Source organism: Stenotrophomonas sp. Ste86 (genome assembly GCF_024519465.1).
GTDB lineage: Bacteria > Pseudomonadota > Gammaproteobacteria > Xanthomonadales > Xanthomonadaceae > Stenotrophomonas.
In genome coordinates this window covers 1-13,598 of record NZ_JALJRW010000013.1, presented here as the reverse complement: position 1 = coordinate 13,598, position 13,598 = coordinate 1, and the positions used below count along the sequence as shown (strand labels likewise).

The 13,598-nt window shown below is 67.3% G+C and carries 14 protein-coding genes, 2 tRNA genes and 1 other RNA gene; 7 read left to right on the top strand and 10 right to left on the bottom strand.

Annotated features, from left to right (window positions below; all coding sequences use genetic code 11):
• Positions 1-82 precede the first annotated feature (82 nt).
• Positions 83-175, top strand: a tRNA-Ser gene (locus NR101_RS12625).
• Between the two features lie 428 nt (positions 176-603).
• Positions 604-1,056: a GNAT family N-acetyltransferase gene (locus NR101_RS12620; RefSeq protein ID WP_256775657.1), complete on the top strand. Its 453-nt coding sequence runs from the start codon at positions 604-606 to the stop codon at positions 1,054-1,056.
• Between the two features lie 49 nt (positions 1,057-1,105).
• Here the strand turns inward: NR101_RS12620 and NR101_RS12615 are convergent, their stop codons facing one another.
• Positions 1,106-1,423: a multidrug efflux SMR transporter gene (locus NR101_RS12615; protein WP_256775656.1), complete on the bottom strand. Its 318-nt coding sequence runs from the start codon at positions 1,421-1,423 to the stop codon at positions 1,106-1,108.
• Between the two features lie 276 nt (positions 1,424-1,699).
• Here NR101_RS12615 and ffs point away from each other — a divergent pair.
• Positions 1,700-1,796, top strand: an RNA gene (gene ffs, locus NR101_RS12610) — signal recognition particle sRNA small type.
• A gap of 44 nt (positions 1,797-1,840) precedes the next feature.
• Here ffs and NR101_RS12605 read toward each other — a convergent pair.
• The 3 genes from NR101_RS12605 to NR101_RS12595 are packed head-to-tail and all read right to left on the bottom strand — an operon-like array spanning position 1,841 to position 3,743.
• Positions 1,841-2,224 (bottom strand): nuclear transport factor 2 family protein, encoded by a 384-nt coding sequence (locus NR101_RS12605; RefSeq protein ID WP_256775655.1) that lies wholly within the window; start codon positions 2,222-2,224, stop codon positions 1,841-1,843.
• Between the two features lie 2 nt (positions 2,225-2,226).
• The gene (locus NR101_RS12600; protein WP_256775654.1) at positions 2,227-2,994 is read right to left on the bottom strand and encodes an MBL fold metallo-hydrolase; all 768 of its coding nucleotides are present in this window, start codon (positions 2,992-2,994) and stop codon (positions 2,227-2,229) included.
• Positions 2,994-3,743 carry a 3-deoxy-D-manno-octulosonic acid kinase gene (locus NR101_RS12595; protein ID WP_256775653.1) on the bottom strand — a complete coding sequence of 250 codons (750 nt, stop codon included), beginning with the start codon at positions 3,741-3,743 and terminating at the stop codon, positions 2,994-2,996. Before NR101_RS12595 ends, NR101_RS12600 begins: the two co-directional genes overlap by 1 nt.
• Before the next feature lie 21 nt (positions 3,744-3,764).
• Between NR101_RS12595 and NR101_RS12590 the strand changes: the two genes are divergently transcribed.
• Positions 3,765-4,814, top strand: coding sequence for a glycosyltransferase family 9 protein (locus NR101_RS12590; RefSeq protein WP_256775652.1), 1,050 nt, complete (start codon positions 3,765-3,767; stop codon positions 4,812-4,814).
• 98 nt (positions 4,815-4,912) lie between these two features.
• Here NR101_RS12590 and NR101_RS12585 read toward each other — a convergent pair whose 3' ends face one another.
• Entirely contained in the window at positions 4,913-5,320 is a 408-nt protein-coding gene (locus tag NR101_RS12585) for a DUF6165 family protein (protein WP_256775651.1), read from the bottom strand.
• Positions 5,321-5,616: 296 nt separating this feature from the next.
• A tRNA-Ser gene (locus NR101_RS12580) sits at positions 5,617-5,707 on the bottom strand.
• Between the two features lie 170 nt (positions 5,708-5,877).
• On the opposite strand from NR101_RS12580, the gene NR101_RS12575 reads away from it, so the two are divergent.
• A complete protein-coding gene (locus tag NR101_RS12575) occupies positions 5,878-6,582 on the top strand; it encodes a protein phosphatase 2C domain-containing protein (protein WP_256775650.1) in 705 nt (234 codons plus the stop codon).
• A gap of 179 nt (positions 6,583-6,761) precedes the next feature.
• Here the strand turns inward: NR101_RS12575 and dnaQ are convergent, their stop codons facing one another.
• From dnaQ to NR101_RS12560, 3 genes are read right to left on the bottom strand one after another with little or no spacing between them, the layout of a single operon-like run.
• Entirely contained in the window at positions 6,762-7,487 is a 726-nt protein-coding gene (dnaQ, locus tag NR101_RS12570; protein WP_256775649.1) for a DNA polymerase III subunit epsilon, read from the bottom strand.
• 4 nt (positions 7,488-7,491) lie between these two features.
• Entirely contained in the window at positions 7,492-7,944 is a 453-nt protein-coding gene (gene rnhA / locus NR101_RS12565) for a ribonuclease HI (RefSeq protein WP_256775648.1), read from the bottom strand.
• Positions 7,945-7,955: 11 nt separating this feature from the next.
• Positions 7,956-8,600 (bottom strand): methyltransferase domain-containing protein, encoded by a 645-nt coding sequence (locus NR101_RS12560; RefSeq protein ID WP_256775647.1) that lies wholly within the window; start codon positions 8,598-8,600, stop codon positions 7,956-7,958.
• 11 nt (positions 8,601-8,611) lie between these two features.
• Between NR101_RS12560 and gloB the strand changes: the two genes are divergently transcribed.
• Both gloB and NR101_RS12550 read left to right on the top strand, forming a co-directional pair.
• Positions 8,612-9,379, top strand: a complete 768-nt coding sequence (gloB, locus tag NR101_RS12555) for a hydroxyacylglutathione hydrolase (RefSeq protein ID WP_256775646.1) — start codon at positions 8,612-8,614, stop codon at positions 9,377-9,379.
• The gene (locus NR101_RS12550; protein WP_256775645.1) at positions 9,376-10,608 is read left to right on the top strand and encodes a lytic transglycosylase domain-containing protein; all 1,233 of its coding nucleotides are present in this window, start codon (positions 9,376-9,378) and stop codon (positions 10,606-10,608) included. Before gloB ends, NR101_RS12550 begins: the two co-directional genes overlap by 4 nt.
• A gap of 503 nt (positions 10,609-11,111) precedes the next feature.
• Here NR101_RS12550 and NR101_RS12545 read toward each other — a convergent pair.
• Positions 11,112-13,085 carry a peptidyl-prolyl cis-trans isomerase gene (locus NR101_RS12545; protein ID WP_256775644.1) on the bottom strand — a complete coding sequence of 658 codons (1,974 nt, stop codon included), beginning with the start codon at positions 13,083-13,085 and terminating at the stop codon, positions 11,112-11,114.
• Positions 13,086-13,598 lie beyond the last annotated feature (513 nt).

Sequence of the window (13,598 nt, the reverse complement as noted above, 5' to 3'; positions counted from 1 at the left end):
GCCCTCCGTCTCGTGCCGCTTGTGCGATTGCAATTCCCCCGCTAGAATCTGCGCCCCTGCAGCGGGTTATCGCAGCAGGTCCGGAGAGGTGTCCGAGCGGTTGAAGGAGCACGCCTGGAAAGTGTGTAAGCGTCTAAACCGCGCTTCGGGGGTTCGAATCCCCCTCTCTCCGCCAGACAAATGAAAAGGGCTGCCCATCGGGTGGCCCTTTTTATTTGTCTGGCCGGGAAAGCGGTAGATGAAAAGCCCCGTCGGGGTTCGACGGATCTGCAGGAGCAGATCCGGACAGCCGAAGGCTGGCCCTGCAGCGCACAGCGCGGAAGGGCCGGGGGCAGGATGCCCCGGCAATCCCCCTCTCTCCGCCAGGTTCAGGAAGAAGCCGCTCCTCGGGGTCGCTTCTTCGTTTTCCGGCCGGCCTTGCCGCCACGTTCCGCCCCTGCGACCGACCTTCATCCCAGCCAATGGGGAGCCTCGATCGTACGGCCTGAGTGCGCCCTACCCCGATGCCCGTTACGGACGCACAGCGCGCGCGGCTGGGTATCGCCCGGCGGGGATCACCGCCCATGGCACAGTAGCCTCCCCTAGTCGCCCGCTGATGATTCCGTGTCCACCCTTCGCCTCTTCGCCACTCCCGATGCAAGCGCCTGTCTGGAGATATTCGACAGCAACGTGCCGTACTACTTCGGCGCCCACGAACGCAGGGATTTCTCCAACTACCTGCTGCAACGCGAGCGCGCGCAGGATTACCTGGTGGTGGAGCGTGCCGGCCGGATTGCTGCCTGCGGCGGGCTGATGCGGACCGATGAGGACACGGCTGCATTCTGCTGGGGCATGGTCGACAGCAGCCTGCACCGCCAGGGCCTGGGCAACATCCTGGCGCTGGCGCGCGTAGCGCGGGCACGTGCCCTCGGCGTGCGTCGCCTGACCCTGAGCACCAGCCAGCACACCCGGGGTTTCTACGCTGCACAGGGCTTCATCGTGACCGCGATCGTGCCCGATGGCCACGGTCCCGGCCTGGATGCGGTGCACATGGAACGCCCGTTGGCGCCACGCTGAGCGGCGCCACCACAAGCGTCAGCCACGCATGGCGTGGCTCTACCCGGGGTCAACTGCTCGACAGCTTCATCAGCACCAATCCGCTCACGATCAGCACCGCCGCGGCAATCCGCATTGCGCTGACGGTTTCGCCGAGGAAGGTGATACCGATGACGAACGCGCCGACCGCGCCGATGCCGGTCCAGATCGTGTATGCCGTGCCCAACGGCAGCGTGCGCATGGCCAGTGACAACAGCCAGAAGCTGGCAATCATGGTGACCAGGGTGATGATCGACGGGGTGAGCTTGCTGAAGCCGTCGGACTGCTTCATCGCGAACGCCCAGACAATTTCCAGTACACCGGCTGCCAACAGATAGATCCAGGCCATACGGCCCTCCTTGATGGGGGCCAGGTCGTCCTGGACGTTGTTCCCGATGCGGGGGAGGTCGTTCCTCCTGTACCGGCCATTTTAGCGCCACGCCACGCCAATGGGCGCCGGGCCATGATGTTGGCTACAGGTGATTCAGGCGAGTATCTGGCACTGCGTGCCGCGCATGCGCTAGAATGCGCGACTGCACTACGGGGGCACGCTCCTGCAGTACAGCTTCCCACGCCGAGCGCCGATCCCTGATCGCCCCGCGTGCGGAACGTCTCTATGGTGGCCCCGTCGGCCCCTCGCGACGCTAGGTCGAAAATCCCGCCAGGGCCGGAAGGCAGCAACGGTATCGATCGACGCGGGCGCCGAGGCAAGCCGGCGGGGCCGCCACCTTTTCCGGCCCCGGTTTTCCTGTCGAGACGCTGCCGCTCAAGGCGCCGTTGGCGTGCCCTGGTGGAACACCACACGCCAGGCATCCTCGCGCAGACGCCAAAGCGAACTACGCAGCACCTCGCGCTGGCGCACGCCGTCGATCACATACCAGCTCCGATACCGCACCTGCGCCACGGTCGGGGCGAGCAGGCTCACGGCATAGTCGTCAGACTCGATCTGCACTGCGGTCCGTTCGGCCGGGATGTCGACCAGCGCCGAGGCGCGCCCGTAACAAGTGCCTGAGCTGCCGATTTCACTGAAGTCCGCATCAAGCAGCGCCGCCAGGCGCGCCACATCGCCGCGGACGACCGGGTCATGCAGGGCGCGCTCGAGCGCTTCGAGATGGGCGGCAAGTGCGGCGGCGTTGGACGCGCGCGGCATGCTCAAGGTGGATCCTGGGCCAGCACGTGCATCGCCGTCGGCGTAGCCAGCGCCACGCATTCGCCCGGCAGCGCGACGCGATGCCCGCGCTGGCGCAATGCCTGTCCGTCGGCATGGCTGGCGTAGTGGTACAGCATCATCCGCGACTGCAACTCACGGCTGTACTCGCGCTCCAGATCATCCACCCCGGTATGCGAGGGATTGCCATGCAGGCCACAGTCGTGGGCGATCAGTTCGTTGTCGTCGGCATAGCGGGCCAGCATCTCCGGAATCGGGCGGGTATCGCCGCTCCAGGTGATCGCGCCCTTCAGGCGCAGGCCGTAGGCGGTTTCCGGCCAATGGTGACGCACCGGGAACACCTCCAGCCGCACACCGTCGTGCCAGAACGCATCGCCGACCACGATCAACTGGAAGGCGTCCCAGAAATTGGCGCCGCCCTCGGCCAGCACGTTCGGATAATCGGCCACCCGTTTATGCAGCAGCGGCACTACCGTGGCCGGCACATACAGGCGGATGCGACCGCGCCGTTGCGGCGAGAAAAAGGCATCGACGAACAACCGCTCGAAACCGGCCACATGGTCCAGGTGCACGTGGGTGACGAACAGCGCCTGCGGGACATGCCCGTACTGCGCCTGGAACGCGGTCAGACCCTCGCCACCGCAGTCGATGGTCAGCCACGGCCGGCCCTCGCGTTCGATCACCGCCATCGGCGAGCCGAGCTCGACGGCCGACGCATTGCCGACCCCCATGAAACGCAGCGCCCAGGACATCAGTACCCCCGGTTCCAGGCCAGGTCGTAGGCACGGCGCAGCCGTGCGTAATCTTTTTCCACATCGTCCTGGCTGCGCTCGCCGCGCAGCTTGATCAGCGAACGCAGCAGGCGCTTGAGGTTCTTTTCGCGCCAACGGGTGGCGGGAATACGCTGCACGCAACGGTCGAAATCGATCAGCCAGCCATGGCCGTTGGCATCGAACAGGATGTTGTGCGCGTTGAGGTCGGCATGGTCCAGGCCGGCGCGATGGAACCGCGCGATCAGCCGGCCGGTTTCCTCCCACGGTGCGCCCCGTCCGGCCACCAGCGCGCGGTCGGCAAGTGAGCGCACCCCTTCCAGCCGCTCCATCAGGATCGCGGCCCGGTAGCGCATGCCATCGCGCATGTAGAACGCGGCGATCGGCTGCGGCACCGGCAGTTTCAACGCGCGCAGTGCGCGCATCAGGCGGAATTCGGCGAAGCTGCGGGTGCGGTTGGCGCCGCGCCACAGGTACTGATCGCGGCTCAGCTTGGCCGCCATGCCGCCGCGCAGGTACAGCCGCAGCACGCATTGGCCGAAGGGCGCATCGACGAACCACGCACCGCCCCGGCCGCCGTCCCCGACCGGCCGCGCCCGCTCGGCCCAGTGGGCTGGCGAGAACAGACCGATCTCGGCTTGCCGCAGCCGTTCCCGGTCGAACAGAATGGCACCCATGCCGCGTCCATCACGGCAAGGCGTCAGCGCTTCAGTGGCGTCGAATGCGACCATTACTTCGAGTCTAACAACACCATGGCATCAGCGTCCTCTTCCTTGTGTCTTTTGCGTTTGTCCGCACTGGGCGACGTCACCCACGTGGTGCCGCTGGTGCGGACCCTGCAGAAGGCCAGGCCAGGCACGCCACTGCACTGGATCATCGACAAGGCCGGTCACAAACTGCTCGACGGGCTGCCCGGCGTGGTGTTCCACCCCTACGACAAGAAGACCGGGCTGGCCGGGATGCGCGCGCTGCGCGCGACGTTCCCGCCGGGGCGTTTCGAGGCGCTGCTGCAGATGCAGGTGGCCTTCCGCGCCAACGTGCTCTCCGCCTTCGTACCCGCCAGGCGCAGGATCGGCTACGACAAGGCGCGCTCGAAGGACCTTCACGGACTTTTCATCAACGAACGCATCCCCGACCGCCCCGGCATCCATGTACTCGATGCGATCGGCAGTTTCGGCGAGCCGCTCGGCATTGCCCAGACCGAGGTCAGCTGGGACCTGGCCGTGCCGCCGGCGGCGGTCGACTGGGCGCAGGCGCAATGGGAGGACGATGGCCGCCCGGTGCTGATGATCTCGCCCTGCTCCAGCCATGTGCGCCGCAACTGGTATGCCGACCGCTACGCCGCCGTGGCCAACCATGCCAGCGCGCGCGGCTGGCAGGTGGTGCTGTGCGGTGGGCGCAGCGCGCTGGAGCGCGACATGACCGACGCCATCCTGGCCCAGCTGCACACTCCCGCGCTGGACCTGGTCGGCAAGGACACACTCAAGCAGCTGCCGGCCCTGCTGGCCCGCGCCGCGCTGGTGATGACGCCCGACTCGGGCCCGATGCACATCGCCAACGCCATGGGCACCAAGGTGCTGGGCCTGCATGCGGCCAGCAATCCGGCGCGCAGTGGCCCGTATTCGGACCGCCGTTACTGCGTGGACCGCTATGACGATGCCGCGCGCAGGTTCCTCGGCAAGCCGGCCAGCGAACTGAAATGGGGCACCAAGGTCGAGTTCGACGATGTGATGCAGCTGATCACCGTCGAAGACGGCATCGCCGCGTTCGAGCGGTATGTCGCCGATCATCGCCCGGCCTGACCGGCGCAATTGACGCTGCGCGGTCAAGCGGGGCCGGGCATTGCGGGGTTGCCGGCCAGCGGCCGGCATTACCACCTGCGCATCGCAGGCCGACGGAGTTACGCGCCCCTGGGTGCGTAATCCTTGTACGACTTCTCTTCGACGTAACCCGAGCCCAGCGCCAGGTTGATCGCCTTCTTGATCCGGGCACGCTCGTCGTTCTGCAGGTACACGCTGCGGGCCAGCGCGACGAAGTTCTCGTCGAAGGCCTGCGCCTTGTCCTGCAGGCGGATGTTGTCCTCGATGTCCCACAGCCGCTCGTTGACCGCCTTCAGGTCGGCACGCAGACGCGCGATGTCCTTCACCGCCGCCGGGTGCGCCATCCAGGTCTTGTCCAGCGCGCTCAGCTCGGCATGGATGTTGGCCAGCTTGGCGGCATCGTCGATGCGCTCGGACTTGATCTGCAGGATCGAGATCTTGTCCAGCAGCTCGCCAAAGGAAACAGGAACCAGAATTTCAGCGGTCATGGGGGAGATCCGTTACATGAGACGGGCAGTTTAGCGGACCCGGCGTAGAACACAGGTGGGCTGCCTGACGCACTGTCCCCGCGTTTCTCATCCTGCCGTCAGGTGGCGCACTCCCCACTGGTGGCACAAGCCCCTCTGTTGAGGGGCTGCCCCGACAGGGGCGGGGAGAGGCAGGCAAAGGGACCGGGCCCAAACGCTGCGACGCGGCGTTTGGGGCGACGGCGCAACGCGCCGTCGCATCCCGCGCCAGATCAAAAGAAAAGGGCTGCCCACCGGGCAGCCCTTTTCTTTTGATCTGGCGGAGAGGGGGGGATTCGAACCCCCGAGGCGCTATAAACGCCTGCCTGATTTCGAGTCAGGTACATTCAACCGCTCTGCCACCTCTCCAGATGGTCCCGGCGAACCGGGAGGCGAATGATACGGGCAGGACGCGTCGGCGACAAGTCATTCGTTTGCAGCGGAAGTGAATTTCTTCTGTATGGATACCTTGCCGGATGTCCGGCGGGCCGCGATCATGCCGTTCTCCCCCGCAACGTCCCCTTGCCTGCAGCCACCCCATGATCGAATTCGGACACCTGACCCACCCCGGCCTGCGCCGTGACCTCAACGAGGACACCTACTACGGCGATGGCGAACTGGCGTTGTGGCTGGTGGCCGACGGCATGGGCGGGCACGCCTGCGGCGAAGTCGCCAGCGCGCTGGCGCGCGAGACCATCGTGCGCGAGATCCGCCAGGGCGCGTCGCTGGCGCATGCGATCCGGGTCGCCGACGAGGAAATCATCCGCACCTCGCGGCGGCGCAATGACAGCCTGCCGATGGGCACTACCGTGGTCGCCGCGCGCGTCCAGGGCAACCGCTACGAAGTGGCCTGGGTCGGCGACAGCCGCGCCTACCTGTGGCGCGATGGCCAGCTGGCCCAGCTCAGCCAGGACCACAGCGTGGTCCAGGAACTGGTCGCCCAGGGCAACCTGACTGCCGAACAGGCGCGTGCGCACCCGCACCGCAACGTGGTGACCCAGGCGCTGGGCGTGACCGACCCGGCCCACCTCAACGTCGCCACCACCACCGGCGAACTGCGCCCGGGCATGCAGCTGCTGCTGTGCAGCGACGGGCTGACCGAGGAAGTGGAAGACAAGGGCATCGCCAGCACGCTGGCTTTTGACGACGCCAGCGCGCAGGAATGCGTGGATACCCTGGTCGCCGCCGCGCTCGATGGCGGCGGTTCGGACAACATCACCGTGATCCTGGTGCGTTGCCACTGAGGACTGACGGGTTGCGGGGCGGTGGACGGTTCGATACGCCGGTTGGATGGGCGCTGGCCGAGCAGGCGGCGTCCAACCCTTGAGGGTCGCCGAACAAAAGGCAGCCACGCAGGGCGTGGCTCTACCCGTGAAGATCGACGCCTGGAGCGGCCCGTACCGCCAGGTGAGTCGCGCCGATGTCAGCCCGCTTCGGCCATCTCGCGCTCGCCGTCCCATATCGCATGGCCGGCCTTCTTGCGCAGCTTGGCCAGGCGCGCCTCGTGCGCTTCCAGCTCGGAGGCGGTTGCCACCACACGGGGGCGCGGTAGCAGGCGCGAGGTGTCGAACGCCTGCGCGTGCGCGGTGCCGCCCTTGGCTTCGTCGGCCGAACCGAAGCCGATTTCTTCCTGGCCCGAGGTCAGTGCGATGTACACATCGCCCAGGATCTGGGCATCGAGCAGGCCGCCGTGCAACTGGCGATGCGCATTGTCCACGCCCAGCCGCCGGCACAGTGCGTCCAGCGAATTACGCTGGCCCGGGAAGCGCTCGCGCGCCATCTTCAGCGTATCGATCACCGTGCAGCGGTCGGTGATCTTGCCGTAGTGGTCGCCGAGCAGCGACAGCTCGTTGTCCAGGAAGCCGATGTCGAACGCGGCGTTGTGGATGATCAGTTCGGCGCCATCGATGAAGGCGAGGAACTCATCGGCGATCTGCGCGAAGTCGGGCTTGTCGGCCAGGAAGTCCAGGGTCAGCCCGGTGACTTCCTGCGCGCCCTGTTCGAACTCGCAGTCCGGCTTGATGTACTGGTGGTAGTTGTTGCCGCTGGGGCGGCGTTCGAGCAGTTCCACACAGCCGATTTCGACGATGCGGTTGCCCTTTCGCCACTCCAGGCCGGTGGTTTCGGTATCGAGGATGATCTGACGCATGGGCTCAGTGTACCGGGCCGGCGGCGCGGATCCGGATCGCGGCATCGCGCGCCAGCTGGTCCACCCGCTCGTTGTCCGGGTCACCGGAATGGCCCTTCACCCAACGCCAGTCGATGGTGTGCATGAGGGTGGCCGCGTGCAGGCGCTCCCACAGTTCGCGGTTCTTGACCGGAGCGCCACCGGCGGTCTTCCAGTTCTTGCGGATCCAGCCCGGCATCCACTCGGTCAGGCCCTGGCGCACGTACTGGGAATCGGTGAACAGCACGATGTTGCACGGCTCGCTCAGCGCCTCCAACCCGGAGATGGCGGCCATCAGCTCCATCCGGTTGTTGGTGGTGTGCGCTTCGCCGCCGCTCAGCTCGCGCTCGTGCGCGTTGTAGCGCAGCAGTGCCGCCCAGCCGCCGGGGCCGGGATTGCCGAGGCAGGAACCGTCGGTGTGTATTTCTATGGTCTTCATTGCATTCCAGATCAGGTCGCCACGGTGCCGTGCCATTGGCGGACCGGCAGTGGCGTAGGTCCCGGCAAGGCCAGGGTGCGTTTCTCGGCGCTGAACAGGCACGCCGCGCGCAGCAGTGCGAGGCTGCGGTGGCCGGGTGCCCGGTCGTGCCACATCGGTCCCAGGTAGGTCACGTCCTGGCAGGCCAGCCCGCACCGCTCCAAGGTATGCCGGAGCCGCTGCGGGCTGCGCACCACCAGCCCGTGGTGGCGCCATTGGCGGCGATACGGGCTGAACGGGTTGAGGGTGGACAGCCAGAGCCGGCCGCCGGGCATCAGCACCCGTGCACATTCGTCGATCAGCTGTTCGGCGTCGCGGGCGGTGACGTGCTGGAGCACGATCGCGTTGACGCTCTCGCTCGGCAGCGGCAGGGGCAGACCGCAGTGGGCATCGCCGGCAAATCCGGCGCCGTCACGGTATAGGCGCAGCCCACGCCCAGGCAGGCTGGGCAGGGCCGCCCACGCGGCGGTCGGCGCCACCCACAGCCAGGGCGTCACCGGGTGCTCGGCGAGCAGGGGCATCAGGTGCTGCAACTCCAGCTGGCACAGCACTTGTGCCGGTTCAGTATCAAACCAGGATGCGACTGACGCTTGACGGGGGCTCGGCGGGGCGGGCATGGTCCAATTCTATGCGACTCACTGCCCTACCCGCATTTGCGGACAACTACATCTGGGCCCTGGTCGCCGACGACGGCCGCGCGGTCGTGGTCGACCCGGGCCAGGCATCGCCGGTTCTGGCTGCCGCAGCGCAGCAGGGATGGACGCCTGAGGCGATTCTTCTCACCCACCACCACGACGACCACATCGGCGGCGTGACCGAGCTGCAGGGCCGGTATCCGGGGCTTGCGGTATACGCGCCACACGATCCGCGCATGCCGATGGCGACGCATCGGGTAGGCGAAGGTGAACACGTTCAGGCATTGGGCCAGACGTTCCACGTAGTATCCGTGCCCGGTCACACCCGGTCGCATGTCGCGTTTCACACCGCTGAACATCTTTTCAGTGGGGACGCGCTGTTCAGCCTGGGCTGTGGTCGCATGTTCGAAGGTACGCCGTCCCAGCTGCAGGCATCCCTGCACAAGCTGGCGTCCCTGCCCCCGCACCTGCTGTTGTGTTGCGGGCACGAATACACCGTGTCAAATGCCGTCTTCGCGCGGCACGTCGACCCCACCAACGCTGCGTTGCTGCAGCGCCATGAGGAGGCCCTGGCCATGCGCCGCGATGACCGCCCCACGCTGCCGGTAACACTGGCCAGCGAGCTGGAATGCAATCCGTTCCTGCGCACCCGTTTTCCCTCGATCCAGCAGGCCGTCAGTGCCCACCTGGGTCGCCCCGTCACCGATGAAGTCGATGTCGTCGCAGGTCTGCGCGGCTGGAAAGACGGATTCCGTACATGAGCCGGCGATTGTTGCCGCTCGCGCTCGGCCTAGGACTTGCCCTTGCCGGTGGCGCGAGCGCCCAGTCGTTGAGTGCGGGAATGTCGCAGAACGTGGCCGGGCTCTCGCAGCTGCCACTGGACCCCGCCGCCCTGCCGCCGGTTTCGGTGCGCAACGGGCAGGAGATCTTCGCCAGCTTCCGGGAAGGCCTGGCCGAACCCACCTGCAACGCCGAGGCCACCAGCCCGCGTTGGCAGAAACAGTTCGCCCACGCCCCGTCGCGGCTGGCCAACCAGGACGATGACGCCCTGGTGCTGTTCGGCTATGTGGTCGAAGAGCTGCGTCGCTCGAACCTGCCCACCGAGTTCGCGCTGATCCCGTTCGTGGAAAGCGGCTATCGGCCCAATGCCCGCAACGGCAGCGGCCCGGCCGGGCTGTGGCAGTTCATCGCCACCACCGCCAAGAACCACCGGGTCCAGATGACCGCCGGGTACGACGGCCGCCTGTCGGCGGTGGACTCCACCCAGGCCGCGGTGCGTTACCTCAAGACCCTGCATGGCATGTTCGGCGGCGACTGGCGCCTGGCCACGATGGCCTACAACGCCGGCGAGTACCGCGTCCTGCAGTCGTTGCGCAAGGCCGGCATGAACGCGCAGAACGCGCGGCCAGCCGAGCTGCCGGGGCTGTCGCCGATCACCTACGCCTACGTCGAGAAGCTGCACGCGCTGGCCTGCGTGCTGGAAACAGCTGAAACCAAGCCGGGCGTGATGGCCTCGCTGGACCGCACCGTGCCGGTGCTCAAGGGGCACACCCTGCCGGCCGGCACCAGCGTCCAACAGTGGGCCGCACAGCGCTCCCTGGACCCGGCGCGGATCGCGCGGCTCAACCCGGCCTTGGCCAGCGGCAAGGGTCGTCCGAGCGGCCAGGTCACCGTGCTGGCCCCGGCCAGCCACGCGCCGGTGGACGCCAGCGCAGCGGTAATGGCGACAGTCGCCGCCGCCGACAGCCCCACCCCCGTCGATACGACAGCGCCGTCGGCCAAGGCCGAGGCACCGGCACCGCGCGTGGCGCGGACCGTGGCCAGCAGCGCCGATCGCCCGCGTAGCCGCCGCCATACCGTCCGCGACGGCGAGTCGCCGTGGACGATCGCCCGTCGCTATGGCATGCCGCTGAAGGCCCTGTTGTCACTCAATGGGCTCAACGGCAGCAGCGTGCTGAAGCCCGGCGCGGTGTTGCGCGTGGAGGATTGACGGGGTTGCCCGGGGATCCAGAGCGGTACCTGCGATGCCCGGCGATGCCGGGCATCGTCGTTTCCGGGTTCTGCGTCTCGTTGCGGGGCCGCGCCAAGGGCCGAAGCGCCGGTTCGGGGCAGCGCGCGATCCCGCCGATCAGCCGGATGGGCGGTTGCCTGGGCGAGACCTAACGGAACCCGAGCGGAGCACATCGTCGAGGATGCGGCGCAGCGCGCTGGCGCGCGAGGTGGCTGGCGCACCTGATGGTCCACGCGAGGCGGCTCGGAGCCGCCCCGCGGCCGACTGCCGACCCGGGCACGGGATGCGGGTGTCGGCAGGACCATGGCCGAAGGCGCACTGGCACTGGCACTCGCACTCGCATCAGCCGTTGTGCGGTTGGCCTCGATCCTCTGGCTTCCGACCTCACTCGCCTGAAACCTGGCGCCCCGCCCTGCCCTACCCTCCACAACGCAGAAGGCCCGGCAATGCCGGGCCTTCTGCTGCCACTGCAACCGGGTCGGTTACAGGTTCGCCTCTTCGGTCTGCACCTTGTAATGCTTGCGCATCGCGTCGATGTAGGCCTTGGCTGCGGCCATGCCATCGATCTGGTTCAGCTGATCGGTGAAGGCCTTTTTCTGCTCCGGCTGGACCTCGGCCAGGTTGGCCGGGGTCACCTTGGTGACCGCGTACACCAGGTAACGGCCCTGCACGGCGACCTTGCCGTAGCTCGGCTTGCCTTCGGTCGGTGCCTGCGCGCCGAACACGGCACGGTTGATCTCCGGGGTCGGGACCGGCTGGGTGCGCGGCAGGCCCGGCAGCGGGCTCACCTGCAGCTTCTCGCTGACCGCGAGCGCCTGCAGGGTCTGCCCGGCCTTGAGCTTGGCCAGCAGCGCGTCAGCGGCCTTCTCCGAGGCCTGGCGGCCACGGTCGGTACGGATCGCGGCAATCACCTGCTCACGCGCCTTGACCAACGGCAGCGCCTGTTCCGGGCTGTGGTCGGTCACCCGGATCATCACGTTGTGGTTCGGTGCGATCTCGATCGGGTCGCTGACCGTGCCGTCCTGGGTGAGGATGTCGGAGAACGCGGCGCGCAGCACGGCCGGATTGGCGGCGATGCCGCTGGCGGTGGTGCGGGTGAACGGCCCCAGCGTCTGCACCGGCAGGCCCATCTCCTTGGCCGGGCCTTCCAGCGAGGTCGGGTTCTTGTAGACCAGATCCACCAGGCGACCGCTCAGATCGGTGAAGGCGCGCTCGTTGTCGGCCTTGAGCTGCTCGGCGGCCAGCTGGTCGCGCACTTCTTCGAACGAACGGCTCTCGCCCCCCTTCTTTTCGCGCAGCAGCAGCACGTGGTAACCGAAGTCGGTCTTGACCGGACCGGTCACTTCACCGGCCTGCATCGCAAACAACGCGTCTTCGAACGGCTTGACCATCGCGCCACGCTCGACCCACCCCAGATCGCCACCGTGTTCCTTGGAACCGGGGTCTTCAGAGTTGGCTTTGGCCAGCGCGGCGAAGTCGGCACCCGGCTTCTTGGCGTCGGCGGCGATGCGGTTCGCCTTTTCTTCGGCGGCTTTCAGCTTGGCCGGATCACTGCCATCGGCGGCGATCAGGATGTGCGAGGCCAGGCGCTGTTCCGGCGTGGCAAAGCGTGCCTTTTCATCGGCATAGCGCTTGCGCAGGGTCGCCTCGTCGGCCGCGGTGGCGGCCGGCAGGGTGGCACCGTTGATTTCCACGTATTCCAGCGACACGGTTTCCGGCTGGCGGAAGTCCTTGATATGGCTGTCGTACCACTGCTTGATCTGCGCGTCGGTGACTTCGGCGGTATCGGCCGGCAGTTCCGGCAGCGCGGCCAGTTCAACGTCGCGGGTTTCGCCCAGCAGCTTGAGCAGGCGCTCGGTTTCAGCGGCAGTGGCGAAACCGGACAACTGCAGCGCCGACGGGATCACCGACTGCTGGATGCTCTCGCGCACCAGCGCCTCGAACTGGGTCGGGGTGCGCGGCGGATTGCCACCGGCCAGCGCCAGGCGGTACTGGGTGTCGCTGAACTTGCCATCGGGACCCACGAACGCCGGGATCGCGGCGATGTACTCGCGTACGGCGTTGTCGCCAATCACGATGCCGGACTGTTCGCCGGCCAGGCGCACGACCTGCTCGTCGATCATCTGGTCGAGCACGGCCAGTTTGTTCTCGGTGCTTTCGAAATGGCGCGGGTCGAAGTCCTCGCCCTGCTCCTGGCGGGCCTGCTGGCGCGCCTGTTCGAAACGCACGCGGAAGTCCTGCGAGCTGATCTCGTGGTGCTGCCAAAGGAACGACATCGGCCACCATGCCGGCGCCGAGCGCCACCACGTCGGCGGCGCTGCCACCTTGGCCACGTTCTGCGCACCCACGCCACCGAGGTAGCTGGAGTCGATCACGAACAGGAACGGAATCATCAGCAGCCCCAGGATCACGGTAACGATCCAGCCCGAGGTCTTGTCGCGAAGTTTCTGCAGCATGGGAAAAATCATGGCCTGAGTGGCGAGCCGGGCAGTGTAACCCGCTTCCGGCGTGGCTCCAAAACCATCGCGGGCAGGCGCGGTGCCGCTACCGCAATGGCTGCGGGCCGCCGGATGTCGCCATCGGATCGGCCCCGGCATCGGCAGCTGGTCATGACGCGCTTGATGCTGTCGCGATAGACAGAAGCGGTTCTTGTGCCAGCGGCGTGGCAGGCAGAAACGCGCTGTGAACCTCCCCAGGCGCGGCTGTTGGTGGATCGGGCGCTGGTCCCCCATGCCCCTTCGGGCGAATGTCCTCCGGCGTCGGCCTTCGGCCGCCCCCTCCTCCTTTATTTCGCCTCCAAGGGCATCGGCGCCCAGCGCCCGACCCACCGACCAGCGTCAAAACAGCTTGGCTTCTACCTGCTCACCGCAAGCCGAGCCCCGTAGCGGCCGGTAGGCCCCTGGGCAACATAAAGGGTTCTTCTCCCATCTGAGGGGAGAAGGCGCACGGCCGGCCAGCTAGATTGTGGT

Coding starts and splice junctions, on each gene's coding strand:
- NR101_RS12595 (WP_256775653.1), bottom strand. CDS start 3,743: ATGGTCGCATTCGACGCCACTGAAGCGCTGACGCCTTGCCGTGATGGA.
- NR101_RS12550 (WP_256775645.1), top strand. CDS start 9,376: ATGAGCCGGCGATTGTTGCCGCTCGCGCTCGGCCTAGGACTTGCCCTT.
- rnhA (WP_256775648.1), bottom strand. CDS start 7,944: ATGAAGACCATAGAAATACACACCGACGGTTCCTGCCTCGGCAATCCC.
- NR101_RS12600 (WP_256775654.1), bottom strand. CDS start 2,994: ATGTCCTGGGCGCTGCGTTTCATGGGGGTCGGCAATGCGTCGGCCGTC.
- NR101_RS12545 (WP_256775644.1), bottom strand. CDS start 13,085: ATGCTGCAGAAACTTCGCGACAAGACCTCGGGCTGGATCGTTACCGTG.
- NR101_RS12605 (WP_256775655.1), bottom strand. CDS start 2,224: ATGCCGCGCGCGTCCAACGCCGCCGCACTTGCCGCCCATCTCGAAGCG.
- NR101_RS12615 (WP_256775656.1), bottom strand. CDS start 1,423: ATGGCCTGGATCTATCTGTTGGCAGCCGGTGTACTGGAAATTGTCTGG.
- gloB (WP_256775646.1), top strand. CDS start 8,612: ATGCGACTCACTGCCCTACCCGCATTTGCGGACAACTACATCTGGGCC.
- NR101_RS12585 (WP_256775651.1), bottom strand. CDS start 5,320: ATGACCGCTGAAATTCTGGTTCCTGTTTCCTTTGGCGAGCTGCTGGAC.
- NR101_RS12590 (WP_256775652.1), top strand. CDS start 3,765: ATGGCATCAGCGTCCTCTTCCTTGTGTCTTTTGCGTTTGTCCGCACTG.
- NR101_RS12560 (WP_256775647.1), bottom strand. CDS start 8,600: ATGCCCGCCCCGCCGAGCCCCCGTCAAGCGTCAGTCGCATCCTGGTTT.
- NR101_RS12575 (WP_256775650.1), top strand. CDS start 5,878: ATGATCGAATTCGGACACCTGACCCACCCCGGCCTGCGCCGTGACCTC.
- dnaQ (WP_256775649.1), bottom strand. CDS start 7,487: ATGCGTCAGATCATCCTCGATACCGAAACCACCGGCCTGGAGTGGCGA.